At 72.9% G+C, this 14,698-nt stretch carries 13 protein-coding genes and 1 pseudogene; 9 read left to right on the top strand and 5 right to left on the bottom strand.

Annotated elements, in window-relative coordinates; translation table 11 throughout:
* The first annotated feature begins 7 nt into the window (after positions 1 to 7).
* Positions 8 to 1,120, top strand: coding sequence for a DUF1015 family protein (locus IE290_RS04660; protein WP_191243214.1), 1,113 nt, complete (start codon positions 8 to 10; stop codon positions 1,118 to 1,120).
* 1 nt (position 1,121) lies between these two features.
* Here the strand turns inward: IE290_RS04660 and IE290_RS04655 are convergent, their stop codons facing one another.
* Both IE290_RS04655 and IE290_RS04650 read right to left on the bottom strand, forming a co-directional pair.
* On the bottom strand, positions 1,122 to 2,774 hold the full coding sequence (locus IE290_RS04655; protein ID WP_191243213.1) for an amidohydrolase: 1,653 nt from the start codon (positions 2,772 to 2,774) through the stop codon (positions 1,122 to 1,124).
* A gap of 90 nt (positions 2,775 to 2,864) precedes the next feature.
* Positions 2,865 to 3,323: a MarR family winged helix-turn-helix transcriptional regulator gene (locus IE290_RS04650; RefSeq protein WP_191243212.1), complete on the bottom strand. Its 459-nt coding sequence runs from the start codon at positions 3,321 to 3,323 to the stop codon at positions 2,865 to 2,867.
* Between the two features lie 161 nt (positions 3,324 to 3,484).
* On the opposite strand from IE290_RS04650, the gene IE290_RS04645 reads away from it, so the two are divergent.
* The 3 genes and pseudogenes from IE290_RS04645 to IE290_RS38640 all read left to right on the top strand — a co-directional run bounded on the left by IE290_RS04645 (position 3,485) and on the right by IE290_RS38640 (position 5,650).
* Complete coding sequence (locus IE290_RS04645) at positions 3,485 to 4,447, top strand: alpha/beta hydrolase (protein ID WP_191243211.1); 963 nt, start codon at positions 3,485 to 3,487, stop codon at positions 4,445 to 4,447.
* A gap of 16 nt (positions 4,448 to 4,463) precedes the next feature.
* Positions 4,464 to 4,934, top strand: a complete 471-nt coding sequence (locus tag IE290_RS04640; RefSeq protein WP_191243210.1) for a Dps family protein — start codon at positions 4,464 to 4,466, stop codon at positions 4,932 to 4,934.
* Positions 4,935 to 4,981: 47 nt separating this feature from the next.
* Positions 4,982 to 5,650 (top strand): annotated as a pseudogene (locus IE290_RS38640) (transposase).
* A gap of 59 nt (positions 5,651 to 5,709) precedes the next feature.
* On the opposite strand, the gene IE290_RS04630 reads toward IE290_RS38640, so the two are convergent.
* Positions 5,710 to 7,194, bottom strand: a complete 1,485-nt coding sequence (locus tag IE290_RS04630; RefSeq protein WP_191243209.1) for a N,N-dimethylformamidase beta subunit family domain-containing protein — start codon at positions 7,192 to 7,194, stop codon at positions 5,710 to 5,712.
* Positions 7,195 to 7,374: 180 nt separating this feature from the next.
* On the opposite strand from IE290_RS04630, the gene IE290_RS04625 reads away from it, so the two are divergent.
* The 4 genes from IE290_RS04625 to IE290_RS04610 are packed head-to-tail and all read left to right on the top strand — an operon-like array spanning position 7,375 to position 13,157.
* Entirely contained in the window at positions 7,375 to 8,862 is a 1,488-nt protein-coding gene (locus tag IE290_RS04625) for an FAD-linked oxidase C-terminal domain-containing protein (RefSeq protein ID WP_191243208.1), read from the top strand.
* Positions 8,862 to 10,118 (top strand): FAD-binding oxidoreductase, encoded by a 1,257-nt coding sequence (locus tag IE290_RS04620; RefSeq protein WP_191243207.1) that lies wholly within the window; start codon positions 8,862 to 8,864, stop codon positions 10,116 to 10,118. Before IE290_RS04625 ends, IE290_RS04620 begins: the two co-directional genes overlap by 1 nt.
* A gap of 1 nt (position 10,119) precedes the next feature.
* Entirely contained in the window at positions 10,120 to 11,445 is a 1,326-nt protein-coding gene (locus tag IE290_RS04615; RefSeq protein WP_191243206.1) for a (Fe-S)-binding protein, read from the top strand.
* An 8-nt stretch (positions 11,446 to 11,453) separates the two neighbouring features.
* Positions 11,454 to 13,157 carry an L-lactate permease gene (locus tag IE290_RS04610; protein ID WP_191243205.1) on the top strand — a complete coding sequence of 568 codons (1,704 nt, stop codon included), beginning with the start codon at positions 11,454 to 11,456 and terminating at the stop codon, positions 13,155 to 13,157.
* Positions 13,158 to 13,184: 27 nt separating this feature from the next.
* Here IE290_RS04610 and IE290_RS04605 read toward each other — a convergent pair whose 3' ends face one another.
* Positions 13,185 to 13,637: a MarR family winged helix-turn-helix transcriptional regulator gene (locus IE290_RS04605; protein WP_191243204.1), complete on the bottom strand. Its 453-nt coding sequence runs from the start codon at positions 13,635 to 13,637 to the stop codon at positions 13,185 to 13,187.
* 61 nt (positions 13,638 to 13,698) lie between these two features.
* Here IE290_RS04605 and IE290_RS04600 point away from each other — a divergent pair, with 61 nt between their 5' ends.
* Complete coding sequence (locus IE290_RS04600) at positions 13,699 to 14,094, top strand: DUF5313 family protein (protein WP_191243203.1); 396 nt, start codon at positions 13,699 to 13,701, stop codon at positions 14,092 to 14,094.
* A 1-nt stretch (position 14,095) separates the two neighbouring features.
* On the opposite strand, the gene IE290_RS04595 is transcribed toward IE290_RS04600, so the two are convergent.
* The gene (locus IE290_RS04595) at positions 14,096 to 14,692 is read right to left on the bottom strand and encodes an HdeD family acid-resistance protein (protein ID WP_191243202.1); all 597 of its coding nucleotides are present in this window, start codon (positions 14,690 to 14,692) and stop codon (positions 14,096 to 14,098) included.
* Between the last annotated feature and the right edge of the window lie 6 nt (positions 14,693 to 14,698).

Genomic DNA, 14,698 nt, shown 5'->3' with positions numbered 1-14,698 from the left:
TCGGGGCATGACGGAATGGGCGCGCGCGATCGGAACCGGGTGGGTCCTGGACGGGCCGGTGACGGGTCCGGAGGTGGACGAGTTCGCCGACCCCGGCGAGATCGCGGCGGCACTGGCGGCGGCGCCGGGTGATTCGCTGCTCGCGGTGCAGCACCCGCACCGCAGGCCGGGCGGCGGCTCGCTGCGGGAAGCGCTGCCCGGGGCGCGGGCGATGCTGGACCGGTTGCGGGAGCGGGACTACCGGCGGGTGCACGACGTGGTGGCGCCCTACCGGATCGCCGGGCGCGACGGCACCGCGGCCGGCGTGCTGTGCCTGGTCGATCCGTCGGCCGTCGGGGCGCGGATCCGGCACAGCGAAGAGGTCTACGCCGGTGTGGTCGCCGAGCGCGCCACCGCCCTGCGGGCACTGGGCTGCGCGACCAGCGCAGCCATGCTGGTGCCGGTCTCCGGCGAGGGCCTCACGACCCTGGTGGCCGACGCGATGGCCGGTGCGCCGGCGGTGGACCTGACCGACGGGGGCGGCCGCTCGCACCGGTTGTGGCTGACGGGTCCCGGCGCCGAGCAGGACCGGTTGCTCGCCGCGGTGCGCTCCGCTCCCCTGCTGGTGGCCGACGGCAACCACCGGGTCGCCGCGGCGGCCGAGGCGGGCACGCCACTGCTGGCGCTGGTGACCGCGGGGCCGGACCTGCGCATCGGCGCGATCCACCGCACCATCAGCGGCACCGGCCTGGCTGTGCACGAGCTGGCCGCCGCCTGGCGGCACGCGGGCTTGGCGGTCCGGGAAGTGTCCGAAGTGGATGCTCCCGCCCCGGGCACGGTGGCGGTCACTGCTCGGGATGGCGCGCTGGTGGTGCAGCTGCCCGGCGGTTCCGACCACGCCGTGGTGGAGAACCTGCTGCTGGGACAGGCACTCGGCCTCGACCCGGAGGGCCCGCACGTGCACGCGCTGCCCGACGGGCACGCTCCCGGGCCGGGGACGGACGCCGTGCTGCGCCTGGCGCCCGTCCCGCTGTCCGAAGTGCTGGCCGCGCACGCCGAGGGCCGCCGGATGCCGCGCAAGAGCACGTATTTCACCCCGAAACCCCGCAGCGGTTTGCTGCTGGCCTCGCTGGAGGGGTGAGTCAGGCCGGCACCGGACCGTCCGCGCGCAGCGAGTCGGCGCCGTGGACGCACCGGCCACCCACGAAGGTCGCCAGCACGCCGATCTCGCTGATCCCTGCGCTGGGCACCGTCGTCGGGTCGTCGTCGAGCAGCACCATGTCCGCCCGCAGCCCCGCGGCGAGCCGGCCGCGTTCGTGTTCCTGGTGCGACGCCCACGCCGGGTGCGCGGTGTAGGAACGCAGCGCCTCCTCCGCGTCCACCCGCTCGTCCGGGCTGAGCACGACCCCGGCGCTGGTGGTCCGCTCGACCATCGACCGCAGGCCGGCCAGCGGCGCACCCACCCCGACGCACGGCCGGTCGGAGCTGCCCGGCACGCGCAACCCGGCGTCCACAAAGGACTTTTGCCGGTACAGCCAGGGCACCCGCGCCTGCCCGAGCGCCTCGGCCATCGTGTCCCCGATCTCGTACAGGAACCGCGCCTGCGGCACCGGGACCACGCCGAGCGCGACCAGCCGCGGCAGCTGGTCGGGGCGCACCATCGCGGCGTGCTCGATGCGGTGCCGCACATCCGGGCGCGGCAGTACCCGCTGCGCCTCCTCGAACGCGTCCAGCGTCAGGTCGATCGCCCGGTCGCCGATCGCGTGCGCGGCCACCCGCCAGCCGCTGCGGTGCGCGGCGACGATGGTGTCCCGCAGCACCTTCGGATCGTCCTGCAGCACCCCGAGGCCGCCGTGCGAGCAGAACGGCTCGGTCAGGGCCGCGGTCCGGCTGCTCAGCGCGCCGTCGGTGAAGATCTTCATCGGCCCCAGGCGGAGGAACTCGTCGCCGAACCCGCTGCGCAACCCCAGGTCCACGCCGACCGAGCCGGTGTCGGCGGGGTTGCCGCCGAGCGGGTGCAGCACCTCGCTGGCCGGCATCAGCTCGACCCGCAGCGGCAGCGCCCGACGCTCCCGCGCCAGGTGGTAGGCCGACGCCTCGGCCGGGCTGTGCCCGATCCAGCCGCCACCGATCCCCGCCTCGGTCACCGCGGTCAGGCCCTCGCTGACGTACACCTTCGCGGCGCGCTCGATCGCCGCCGCCAGCTCCTCCACCGGATACGGCTTGACCAGGGCGTCCACCAGCTGCTGGGCCTGCTCGGCGAGCAGCCCGGTGGGTGCGCCGTGCTCGTCTCGGGCCACCACGCCGCCCTCGGGCACGCGCGCCGACCCGTCCAGCACCCCGGCCTGGGCCAGAATCGCCGAACTCACCGTGCACATGTGCGCCGACCGGTGCTTGAGCCACACCGGCCGCCCGCCGCCGGCACGGTCCAGCGCGGAGCGGCCCGGGTGGCCGCCGAGCACGAAGTCGTCGTACTTCGAGCCGATCACCCACGCGTCGGCGGGCAGCTCGGCGGCCCGCGCGGCCACCGTGTCGTACAGCTCGTCCAGCGTCCGGCACACGGACAGGTCGATCTCGGCCAGCGACAGGCCGTACCAGACCATGTGGTTGTGCGCGTCGGCGAACCCCGGCGTGAGCACCGCGCCGTCACCGTCGACCACGGTGCGCGCCGGCAGCCCGTCCACCTGCTCGTCGACCCCCACGATCCGCCCGTGCAGCACACCCACGGTATGCGCGCGGGGACGCTCGTCGGACACGGTCAGCGCACGGACGTTGCGCACCAGCAGGTCGAGCACGGGTAATCCTCTCGGTTCGGCGGCCCTTTCCCGCAGACTAGGGGTCCGGGCCGCCGGACCGCACGCGTCAACGCCGCGCCGTATAGGTCGTTATACGCCGGTTCGGGCCTCGCGGTAGGCGTTGACGGAGCGGGTCAGCTCGCGCAGCGTCGCCCGCAACTCCTCGAGATCCGCCGGCGGCAGGCCCATCGCGTCGCCGATCACCCCGGGCAGCGGAACGGCCTTCGACCGCAGCCCGTCGCCCTTGTCCGTGAGCCGGATGCACACCGAGCGCTCGTCGTCGGCGCGGCGCTCGCGGCGCACGAACTCCAGCTTCTCCAACCGCTTCAGCAGCGGCGACAGCGTGCCCGAGTCCAGCGACAGCGCCTGCCCGAGGTCCTTGACCGACAGCTCGCCGTGCTCCCACAGCGCCAGCATCACCAGGTACTGCGGATAGGTCAGCCCCAGCTCGTCGAGCAGTGGGCGGTACAGCGACGTCACCGCGCGCGAGGCGGCGTAGAGCGCGAAGCAGACCTGATCGTCGAGCCGCGGTGCGGCCGGTTCGGCCATGACTCCTCCTTGGTCAACACTCGATCTTCCCCCATCGGCCAGTGGCGCGCCATCCAGGGGTGACACATCCCATAGTAGGCAATTAAGTTGTGCGCAATATGGTTTGATCCAACAGATCGACCGGGAACCGCCCGGTCGCCCCGAAGCCCCAGGAGAGCGCGATGACCGCGAACCCGCACAACCTGGCCCTGGAACCCGCCGCGCAGGCCTTCGCCGAGGCCACGGACAACCCGCCGTACCTGTACCAGCTGCCGCCCGAGGAGGGCCGCAAGGCCGTCGACGAGGTGCAGTCGTCCGAGATCGCGAAGCCGGACGCCGACATCGAGGACCTGACCATCGAGGGCGGGCCGACCGGTCAGGTGCGGCTGCGCATCGTCCGCCCGGCCGGGGCCACCGGCGCGCTGCCCGTCGTGCTCTACATCCACGGCGCGGGCTGGGTGTTCGGCAACGCCCACACCCACGACCGGCTGATCCGCGAGATCGCCGCCGGCACCGGCGCGGCCGTCGTCTTCCCGGACTACGACCGCTCCCCCGAGGCGCGCTACCCGGTCGCGCTCGAGCAGAACTACGCCGCGGCGCAGTGGATCGTGGCGCACGGCGCGGAGCACGACCTGGACGCGAGCCGGCTGGCGATCGCCGGTGACTCGGTCGGCGGGAACATGACCGCGGCGGTGACGATCCTCGCCAAGCAGCGCGGCGATGTGACCTTCCGGCAGCAGGTGCTGTTCTACCCGGTCACCGACGCCGGTTTCGACACCGGCTCGTACCGGGAGTTCGCCACCGGCTACTTCCTGGCCCTCGAGGGCATGAAGTGGTTCTGGGACCAGTACACCGCCGACCCGGCGCAGCGCGCGGAGATCACCGCGTCGCCGCTGCGGGCGAGCCTGGACGAGCTGGCCGGCCTGCCGCCGGCGCTGGTGATCACCGCGGAGGCCGACGTGCTCCGCGACGAGGGCGAGGCGTACGCGAACAAGCTGCGCCGGGCCGGCGTCCCGCTCACCGCCGTGCGCTACCAGGGAGTCATCCACGACTTCGTGATGCTCAACGCGCTGCGCGAGACCAACGCCGCGGAAGCCGCGATCAACCAGGCGGTCGCGGTGCTGAAGAAGGCCCTGCAGGACTGAACTGAGAGGAATCCGCATGATTCTCGACGAGGTGGCCACCAAGACCGTCGCCACCGCACTCCAGCGGGCGCTCACCGACCTGATCGATCTGGGCCTGCTCGCCAAGCAGGCGCACTGGAACGTGACCGGTCCGCACTTCCGCACCGTCCACCTGCACCTGGACGAACTGGCCGGCGCCACCCGCGAGCACGGCGACAGCGTCGCCGAGCGCCTCGCCGCGCTCGGCGTCTCCCCCGACGGCCGCGCGAGCACCATCGCCACCGAGTCCACGCTGCCCGGACTGCCCGCCGGACCGCTGGCCGACACGGCCGCCGTCGAGGCGGTCACCGGCCTGCTCGCCGCCACGATCAGCGGGCTGCGCGCCGGGATCGACGCCACCGGCGGGCCGGACCCGGTGAGCCAGGACCTCCTGATCGGCATCACCGCCGACCTGGAGAAGCAGCACTGGATGTTCGCAGCCCAGACGCGCCAGACGAGTAGTGCCTGAGTTGGGGTGATGCCCGGAGTGAGGCGAAGGGTGTTCAAGATCAGTGTGTGACGACCGACCTGAACACCTTCTCGCCGCACTCTAGGTCAAGATCGACGACCACCTCGCGCGCCGGCGCCGAACGGGCAGACCGCCGAGGCTGACCGACGCCGAGTTGGTCACCCTGGCCGTGGCCCAGGCACCGCCGGGGTTCACCTCCGAGGCCCGCTGGCTGCGGTTCCTGCCCGCCCGGATGCGCGGCGCTTTCGGCTAGCTCCCCGGCCGATCCGGCTACAACCGTCGTCTGCGTGCCGCGTTGCCCCTGGTCAAGCACGTGATGCGCTGGCTGGCGAGCGGCAGGTGCTCATGGCCATCTGCGACCACGAACCCCGCCTGCGCACCGAACGACCCGGCCTGCTGATCATCGCCGACAAAGGCTACGTCTCCCGCGAACTCGACCACGTCCTGACCGAGCGCGGGGTCCGGCTGATCCGGCCGTCCCACCGAAACCACCGGCCCCACTCCGGCGAACCGCTGCTCAAGTCCAACCGCCACCTCATCGAGTCAGTCAACGACACCCTCAACGGCCAACCGAACCTCGAACAACACCGCGGACGCACCATCGAAGGCGTCGACGTCCGCATCGCCCAACGCCTCCTGGCCCCACCACCGCCATCTGGCACCACCGCGCCACGGGCCACCCCATCACGCGATCCCTGACCGCCTACGACCACTGACCGACTTACGCACCACTCGTCCAGATGCGCGCGCCGGTGCGGGACCAGCGGAACAGTCGCTAGTGGATGCCGAGGGCGGCCAGGTTGTCGGCCGCCGGGTGCGCGGCTCCCGCGGGACCGGCGGCATAGGCCCGCAGCAGCCGTTCGGTGATCGCGGTGATGGCCGCGCCCGCGACCGGGTCGCCGCCGGAGTGCGGGCAGCCCGGGTCGAGGCCGCAGATCCAGTACTGGGTGCCCGCGGAGAACACCGCCGCGCCGGAGGGGGTCGTGTAGTACGTCGCGTCCGCGAAGTCCGGTTTTCCGCCGCACGTCACGGGGGAATGGAACAGGACCTCGATCGGGCGCGGCGTCGGCACGGCGAGGTCCACCCGCTCGTACTCGTCGCCCACCAGACCGCGCAGGTGCTGTCCGTTGTGGACGATCCCGGTCAGGAGCCAGTTCCGCTCGCCGGCGGCCACCAGGTCGGCGTGCACCGGGTTGCACTGGTAGAAGTTGCCGAGCAGCACGCTTTCCGGCCTCGGGTACGGCGGCGAGCGCCACTCGGGAGTGGCCTCCAGCGGATCGGTCAGGCGGGCCGGATCCTCGCCGAACGACTTGTAGCCGATCTCTACCCGGTCCGGGCCGGTGGCCGACGGTGCGAACCGGATGTGCCGGTAGATCTCGTTGCCGCCCAGGAACGCCAGGTTCACGCCGCGGTCGCGGGCCGCGGTGACGTTCGCGCGCATCGCGCTCGACCAGTACTCGTCGTGGCCGAGGGTGACCACGGCGCGGGCGCCGTCGAGCAGGTGCGGATCGGCGTGCAGGTCGACGTCGGTCGCGAAGCCGAGCGGCAGCCCCAGGCTCTCGGCGAACCGCACCATCGGCAGCTCGAAGAACAGGAAATCGCCCGCACCCCGCATGTCCCGCGCCTGGTAGGGGCGGTCGAACGAGACGGCGCGGGACCGCTGCGCCTTCTTCCCGCTCGGGGAGTCGTAGAGGCTGTAGCCGCCCCAGCGGTTGTAGGCCTGCCAGGTCGTGACGGCGTTGACCAGGACGATCCGGCCGGCGTTGGACGGAGTGCGCACGGTGAGCGGCACGTACTGCTGCGCCTGGTTGTCACCGTCCAGGCGCAGCAGGTAGTCCCCCGGGGCCCAGCCCTGCGTCGGCACCTCCAGCGAGGGCTGCCACGGCGCCACGACCGTGCTCGTCGGCGCCTGCACCACCGCCGGAGCCTGCACACGGCCCGGCACCGGCGCGGACTGCCACGTGCGGAGCGCGGCTGAGCCGGCGTAGGCACCCATGCGGAACGCGGTCACCGTGAACCGCGCGGCCGTGGTGCTCACGAACAACCGCACGGTCTCCCCCGGCAGCGCGCTCGTGCGATCCGCGTAGCCCTCGATCGCGTGCTCCGGACCGGGATGGGTGATCTCCCAGCCCGGCGTGCCCTGCTCCACCCGCGGGGCCGGAGCCGGCGGAGCAGGCGGGGGCGCGACCGGCTGCGTGGTACAGGCGGCCACCAGCAGCCCGAACGCGGCGACCGCGGTGGCGAGGGCGTTGTGCCTCATGACGGTGATTCTGCCGGGGCCGGGGCGACCACCGCATGAGTTACCGGTGGTGAGGTAAACCGTTGTCACGGACAGTTTGACGCGGCCGGAACCGGATCCTACGGTTTCACCAGGACATCGACGTCCCCGCGAGTCGATCGGCCCGTCCACAGCCGTAGCAGGCAGGCACGGAGGGCGCGCATGACAATCGACGAGGCACCGGCCCGCCGGTCCGCGATCACCGGGCTGGCCAGGCGGTTGCGCACGGCCCTCGGCCCGGACGCGGTGATCGACGATCACCAGCGTCTCCGCACCTACGAATGCGACGGGCTCGCCCACTACAAGGTCACCCCCGCCCTCGTGGTCCTGCCCGCCGACGCCGCCGGTGTCGCGACGACCGTGCGGGCCTGCGCCGAAGCCGGCGTCCCGTTCGTCGCGCGCGGGTCGGGCACCGGGCTGTCCGGCGGCGCCCTCCCGCACGCCGACGGCGTCCTGATCGTCACCTCCCGCCTGCGGCGCATCCTCGAGATCGATCCGGCCAACCAGCGCGCCGTCGCCGAACCGGGAGTCATCAACCTCGACATCACCAAGGCGGCCGCGGCCGACGGCTACTACTACGCGCCCGATCCCTCCAGCCAGCAGATCTGTTCCATCGGCGGCAACCTCGCCGAGAACTCCGGTGGCGCGCACTGCCTGAAGTACGGGTTCACCACCAACCACGTGACCGGCGCGGAGTTCGTCGCCCCGGACGGCGAGGTCGTGCGGCTCGGGGGCAAGGCGCCCGACGCGACGGGGTACGACCTGCTCGGCGCTATCGTCGGCTCGGAGGGGACGCTCGGCGTGGTCACCGAGGTGACCGTGCGGCTGGTCCGGCTGCCCGAGGCCGTGCGGACGCTGCTGGCCGGCTTCCCGGGCACCGACGACGCCGGCGCCGCGACCTCGGCCATCATCGGGGCCGGGGTGGTGCCCGCCGCGATGGAGATGATGGACGCGCTCGCGATCGAGGCCGCCGAGGCCGCGGTGCGCTGCGGGTATCCGGCCGGGGCGGGCGCGGTCCTGATCGTGGAGCTGGACGGGCCCGCGGCGGAGGTGGACGCGCAGTTCGCCGAGGTCGAACGGCACTGCCGCACGCACGGCGCGTTCGAGATCCGCATCGCCGCCGACGACGCCGAGCGCGCGAGCTTCTGGCGGGGCCGCAAGTCGGCGTTCGCGGCGGTCGGGCGGATCAGCCCGGACTACATCGTCCAGGACGGCGTCATCCCGCGGACCGTGCTGGCCGAGGTCCTGCACCGCATCGCGAAACTGTCCCGGGACGCCGGCATCCGGGTCGCCAACGTCTTCCACGCCGGCGACGGCAACCTGCACCCGCTGGTGCTCTTCGACGACGCGGTGCCCGGCGAGGCCGAGCGCGCCGAGGAGGTCTCCGGCGCGATCCTGGACCTGTGCATCGAGCACGGCGGCTCGATCACCGGCGAGCACGGCGTCGGCTCGGACAAGGCGAAGTTCATGCCCCGCATGTTCACCGAGGCCGACCTCGACACGATGCAGCTGCTGCGGTGCGCGTTCGACCCGGAGGGACTGGCCAATCCCGGCAAGATCTTCCCCACCCCACGGCTGTGCGGTGAGGTACCCGGACGGCACAAGGGCGCGCACCCGTTGCAGGACGCGGGAATCGCCGAGGTGTTCTGATGCGCGCGGCCGGGGACCTGGTGCTCGGTGAACTGTCCACGACGGCCGCCGCGTGGCGCGCCGGGGAGGCCGACCACGTCGACGGGGTGCCCGCGCGCCTGGTCGCCGCACCGTCCACGACGGACGAGGCCGCGACCGTGATGCGGATCGCCGCCGAGCACGGGCTCGCGATCGTGCCGCGCGGCTCCGGGACGAAGCTGAGCTGGGGCCACCCACCCGAACGCGCCGACCTCGTCCTCGACACCAGCCGGATGGACCGGATCGTCGAGCACCGCGCGGGCGACCTCGTCGTGCACGTCCAGGCCGGGGTGCGGCTCGACGTCGTGCAGGAGCGCCTCGCCCCGGCGGGTCAGCGGCTGGGCATCTCGCCGGTACTGCCGCCGGGCGCCGGGCCGGGCACCGCGGGCGGGGTGATCGCGACCGCCGCGACCGGCCCGCTGCGGCTGTCCCACGGCGCGGTGCGCGACCTGCTCATCGGCATCACGCTCGTGCGCGCCGACGGGACGGTCGCCAAGGCGGGCGGGAAGGTCGTCAAGAACGTCGCCGGTTACGACCTCGGCAAGCTGCTCACCGGCTCGTGGGGAACGCTCGGGCTGGTGACCGAGGCCGTGTTCCGCCTGCACCCGCTGCCGCAGGCGGCGCGGTGGGTCGTCGTCCCCGTCGCGTCCGCGGCTGACGCGCACGACAAGGTCCAGCGCGTGGTGCACTCGCAGGTGGTGGCGAGCGCGGTCGAACTCGACCGCCCCACCGTCGAGCCCGCCGCGCTGGCGGTGCTCGTCGAAGGCATCCCCGAGGGCGTCGACGGCCGCGTGCACACCCTGCTCGACCTGCTCGGCGGGGATGCCGAGGTCGCCGGCGAGCCACCCGCGTGGTGGTGCCGCGCACCGTGGGCGGTGGACGGCGTGGCCCTGCGGCTCACCCACGAGATCGCCGGGCTGCCGCGGCTGCTCGACGCCGTCGACGACACGGCACGGCGGTGCGGCCTGAGTGCGGCCGTGCGCGGCTCGGCCGGTGTCGGGGTCCTGCACGCCGGGGTCACCGGGGCCCCCGATGCGGTTCCCGCGTTCGTCACCCGGCTGCGCGAGCTTTCGCCGTCGTGGAGCGGGGACGTCGTCGTGCTGGACGCGCCACCGCGGGTCAAGGCCACGCTCGACGTGTGGGGACCGGTCCGCGGGCTCACGCTGATGCGCCGCGTCAAGGACCAGTTCGACCCGGCTCACCGGATGGCACCCGGACGGTTCGCAGGAGGGATCTGAGATGACCGGGCCCGCGTTCGACGACCACCACCCGCCCTCGGCGGACCTCTTGGACGACTGCGTGCACTGCGGGTTCTGCCTGCCCACCTGCCCGACCTACCAGCTGTGGGGCGAGGAGATGGACTCGCCGCGCGGCCGGATCTACCTGATGGGCCTCGGCGTCGAGGGCGAGCCGATGACACCGGAGATGGTGCAGCACTTCGACGCCTGCCTCGGCTGCATGGCGTGCGTGACCGCCTGCCCCTCCGGCGTCCAGTACGACAAGCTGATCGAAGCGACCCGCGCCCAGGTCGAGCGCCGTCACCCGCGCTCGCGGCGCGACCGCCTGCTGCGCCGCGCGATCTTCAGCGTCTTCCCCTACCCGCGGCGGCTGCACGCCCTGCGCGGGCCGTTGCGGGCCTACCAGGCCAGCGGCCTCGGCGGCCCGGTCCGCCGCGTGCTGGGCCGCGCCCTGCCCCGACTGGCCGCGCTGGAATCGCTCGCCCCTCCGCTGGGGCCGTTCCAGCGCGTCCCGGAACGGATCCCCGCCCGCGGCACGCGGCGGGGCACCGTGGGCATGGTGCTCGGGTGCGTGCAGCGCGAGTTCTTCCCCGGCGTCAACGCGGCCACCGCGCGCGTGCTCGCCGCCGAGGGTTTCGACGTCGTCGCGCCTGCCGTCCAGGGGTGCTGCGGCGCGCTCAGTGTCCACAACGGACGCGAGGACGAGGCGCAGTCCTTCGCCCGCAAGCTGATCGACGCCTTCGACGGCTCCGGCGCCGACTGGATCGCGGTCAACGCCGCCGGGTGCGGTTCGGCGATGAAGGAGTACGGCGACCTGCTCGCCGACGACCCCGCCTACGCGCAGCGAGCGCGTGAGTTCACCGCCCGCGTCCGGGACGTGTCCGAACTGCTCGCCGAGCAGGGACCGGTGGCGCGGCGGCACCCCCTCCCGGTCACCATCGCCTACCACGACGCCTGCCACCTCGCGCACGCCCAGGGGATCCGCGCGCAGCCACGCCGGTTGCTGCGCGACATCCCCGGCCTGACGTTGCGCGAGATCCCCGAACCCGAGATCTGCTGCGGCTCCGCGGGGATCTACAACGTCCTCAACCCGGGAGCCGGGGGTGAACTCGGCGAACGCAAGGCGCGCAACGTGCTCGCCACCGGCGCGCCGCTGCTGGTCACCGCCAACCCGGGGTGCCTGATGCAGGTGGCCGCCGCGCTCGACGCTCTCGGCGAGCCCGTGCGGCTCGCCCACACGATCGAGGTGCTCGACGCCTCGATCCGGGGACTCCCGGCCGACGGGGTCGGGTGGGCGCGTTCGCGCCGGCACGCTCCACATCCGTGAGGTGATCGATGTACCGGCAGGTTCTCGACCCGGTCGCCGGGTCGCTCGCGTGGTCGTCGCTCGTCGCGGCGATCCCGCTGCTCACGCTGTTCGTGCTGCTCGGCATCCTGCGCATGACCGCGTGGCTGGCCGCGCTGATCTCGCTGGCGGTCGCCGTGGTGGTCGCGATCGTGGTCTACCCGATGCCCGCCGGGCCCGCGTTCCTCGCCGCGTCCGAGGGCGCGGCGTTCGGGTTCTTCCCGATCCTGTGGATCGTGATCAACGCGATCTGGATCTACAACATGACGGTGGCGACCGGGCACTTCGACGTGCTGCGGCGCTCGTTCGCCCGCGTCAGCGACGACCAGCGGATCCAGGGTGTCATCATCGCGTTCTCCTTCGGCGCGCTGCTGGAGGCGCTCGCCGGGTTCGGCACCCCGGTGGCGATCACCAGCGTCATGCTGATCGCGCTGGGTTTCCGGCCGATCAAGGCCGCCGCCGTCGCCCTGGTCGCCAACACCGCGCCGGTGGCCTTCGGGGCGCTGGCCGTGCCGATCACCACGCTGGCGACCGTGACCGGCCTGCCGCTGCACGACCTGTCCTCGATGGTCGGGCGCCAGACCCCGCTGCTCGGCGTGTTCGTGCCGCTCGCGCTGGTGTTCATCATCGACGGCAGGCGCGGCCTGCGCCAGACCTGGCCGGCCGCGCTGGTGTGCGGCGTGGTGTTCGCACTCGCCCAGTTCGCCACCTCCAACTACGTCAGCGCACCGCTGACCGACATCGTCGCCTCGCTGCTGTCCGCCGGCGCGGTGGTGGCGTTCCTGCGCGTGTGGCACCCGGCCGAGTCCTATGTGGAAGGCAGCGGGGTCCGGACGACCACCGCCGGCGCGGCCGCGGCGGCGGGCACCGAGCGGGCCGGCGGGTCCACCACCACCATGGAGCGCCCACCGCGGCCGCCCGCCGGCGGAGCCGGGAACGGCGGTGAGCGGGACCGCGGGGTCGAGGTCTTCCGCGCCTACGCGCCGTACCTGATCATCATCGCGGTGTTCGCGCTCGCGCAGATCCCGGCGATCAAGGACGCCCTGACGAGCGTGACGAAGACGTTCAACTGGCCCGGCCTGCACATCCAGTCCTCCAGTGGGAAGACCTCGACGCTGTCGCAGTTCAAGTTCGACTGGCTGGACGCCGCCGGCACGCTGCTGATCATCGCCGGGTTGCTCACCATCCCGGTGATCGGCATCCGGCCGGCCCGCGCACTGCGCGCGTACCTGTCCACCTACCGGCAGCTGGCGACGGCGATCGTCACCGTGATGGCCGTGCTCGCCCTGGCCTACGTGATGAACGCGAGCGGCCAGACCGCGACCCTGGGCACCTGGATGGCCGGCGCGGGCGGGGTCTTCGCGCTGATCTCGCCGGTCCTCGGCTGGCTGGGTGTCGCCGTGACCGGTTCGGACACCTCGTCGAACTCGCTGTTCGGAGCGTTGCAGGTGGTCGCGGCCAACAAGGCCGGGCTGTCGGCCACGCTGCTGGCCGCCGCGAACTCCTCCGGCGGGGTGCTCGGCAAGATGATCAGCCCGCAGAACCTCGCGATCGCGGCCGCGGCGGTCGGGATGGCCGGCCGCGAGGGCGACCTGTTCCGCCGGGTGCTGGTCTGGAGCCTGGTGTTCGTCGCGGTGATGTGTTTGCTCGTGTACCTGCAGTCCACGGCGGTGCTCGGCTGGATGGTGCCCTGAGACGACTCGCGGCCGAGGTGCGCCGGTTCAGCCGAGCCGGTCGGTCGCCGCGATCACGCGCGCGAGCGCGGCGTGCAGCTGTTCGAGCTCGGCGACCTCCATACCGAGTGTCTCCACGACCCGGTACGGGATCTTCTCGGCCTCGGCGCGCAGGGCGCGGCCGGACTCGGTGAGGTCGACCATCAGCGCCCGCTCGTCCGACCGGTTGCGCTCGCGGGTCAGGTACCCGAGCGCCTCCAGCCGCTTGAGCAGCGGCGACAGCGTGGCGGGCTCCGCGCGCAACGTCTCGGAGAGGTCCTTCACCGACCGGGGCGCGCGGTCCCACAGCGCGAGCAGCACGAGGTACTGCGGGTGGGTGAGCCCGTAGGGCTTGAGCAGCGGGCGGTAGATCCCGATGACGCTGCGGGAGGCCACGGACAGGGCGAAGCACACCTGCCGGTCCAGGGCCAGCGGGTCCTCGCCGAGGTCGATCGCGGTCATGGGGTGAGACTACTCCTCGCGCTGATATTTAACGCACTAATCATTAGGGTACTGTGGACCGGTGACCGAGCGCCGACGCCCCAACCCGATCCAGTGGCTCTGGTACGCCCTCGGCGGCCGCCTGCCGGAGGAGCACCGGGAGTGGGTCCTGCACGACGTGACCGCGAAGACCTGGATCTGGCGGCACGCGGCCCGCGCCGCGGTGCTGCTGCTGCCCCTGATGCTGGTGTGGCTGCTGCTGCCCGGCCCGCTGACGCTGCGGCTGAGCCTGGTGCTGATGGCCGGGCTCGTCGGGTTCTTCTACTCGCTGGTCTACTCCGAGGAGAGCTGCGAGAACCGCCTCCGCAAGCACGGCTACCCGTACGGCACCGGCCGCGCGATGCGGCGCGCGGCGAAGGACAAGGCCGAGCAGGACGTGCGGGAGCGCTACATCGCGCGGTACCGCCAGGTGGAGTGAGTCAGGCTTCGACCGCGCGGTGCGCGCGGCGCAGCTGCAGCCCGAACCACAGGGCGCCCAGGCCGCGCATCACCAGGGCGAGGCCGAGCCAGATGGCCAGCGTGAGGATCGTCAGGTCCGGCCACACGAGGGCGACCAGCCCGATCAGCAGGGTCACGACACCCAGGCCGAGCCACAGCCCCCACATCGGCAGCCGAGCCCGCCACGCCACCGACGCCGCGATCTGGCCGACCCCGGCGAGGACGAACCCCGCCCCGACCACCACGGCCAGCGTCAGCAGCGTGATGCCGGGCCAGGCCAGGGCGATCACCCCGACGGCGATCCACACGAGCCCCAGCAGGTAGGACGGCCAGCGGGTGCGGTGCCGCTCGGCGGTGAGGATCTCGTCGAACCCCTCGAACAGCAGCGCAAGCGCGACGAGGACGGCGAGCGTGCCGACCGCGGTCGCGAGGTTGGCCAGCAGGAGCACCCCGAGCACCAGGGTGGCGACGCCGAGAAGCGCGACCATCCACCACCGGCCGGTCACCCGCCGCAGCTCGCGGGCCATGCCCTCGCCGAAACTGACCCGGAACGCCCCCGAGGGCTGGTGCACGGCCATACCGGT

Source organism: Amycolatopsis deserti (assembly GCF_014653945.1).
Taxonomy (GTDB): domain Bacteria; phylum Actinomycetota; class Actinomycetes; order Mycobacteriales; family Pseudonocardiaceae; genus Amycolatopsis_E; species Amycolatopsis_E deserti.
The sequence above is the reverse complement of the archived record's forward strand: the minus strand, read 5'-3'. Positions and strand labels throughout refer to the sequence as shown.

Coding starts and splice junctions, on each gene's coding strand:
- IE290_RS04595 (WP_191243202.1), bottom strand. CDS start 14,692: ATGGCCGTGCACCAGCCCTCGGGGGCGTTCCGGGTCAGTTTCGGCGAG.
- IE290_RS04650 (WP_191243212.1), bottom strand. CDS start 3,323: ATGGCCGAACCGGCCGCACCGCGGCTCGACGATCAGGTCTGCTTCGCG.
- IE290_RS04605 (WP_191243204.1), bottom strand. CDS start 13,637: ATGACCGCGATCGACCTCGGCGAGGACCCGCTGGCCCTGGACCGGCAG.
- IE290_RS04660 (WP_191243214.1), top strand. CDS start 8: ATGACGGAATGGGCGCGCGCGATCGGAACCGGGTGGGTCCTGGACGGG.
- IE290_RS04640 (WP_191243210.1), top strand. CDS start 4,464: ATGATTCTCGACGAGGTGGCCACCAAGACCGTCGCCACCGCACTCCAG.
- IE290_RS04625 (WP_191243208.1), top strand. CDS start 7,375: ATGACAATCGACGAGGCACCGGCCCGCCGGTCCGCGATCACCGGGCTG.
- IE290_RS04610 (WP_191243205.1), top strand. CDS start 11,454: ATGTACCGGCAGGTTCTCGACCCGGTCGCCGGGTCGCTCGCGTGGTCG.
- IE290_RS04645 (WP_191243211.1), top strand. CDS start 3,485: ATGACCGCGAACCCGCACAACCTGGCCCTGGAACCCGCCGCGCAGGCC.
- IE290_RS04620 (WP_191243207.1), top strand. CDS start 8,862: ATGCGCGCGGCCGGGGACCTGGTGCTCGGTGAACTGTCCACGACGGCC.
- IE290_RS04630 (WP_191243209.1), bottom strand. CDS start 7,194: ATGAGGCACAACGCCCTCGCCACCGCGGTCGCCGCGTTCGGGCTGCTG.
- IE290_RS04615 (WP_191243206.1), top strand. CDS start 10,120: ATGACCGGGCCCGCGTTCGACGACCACCACCCGCCCTCGGCGGACCTC.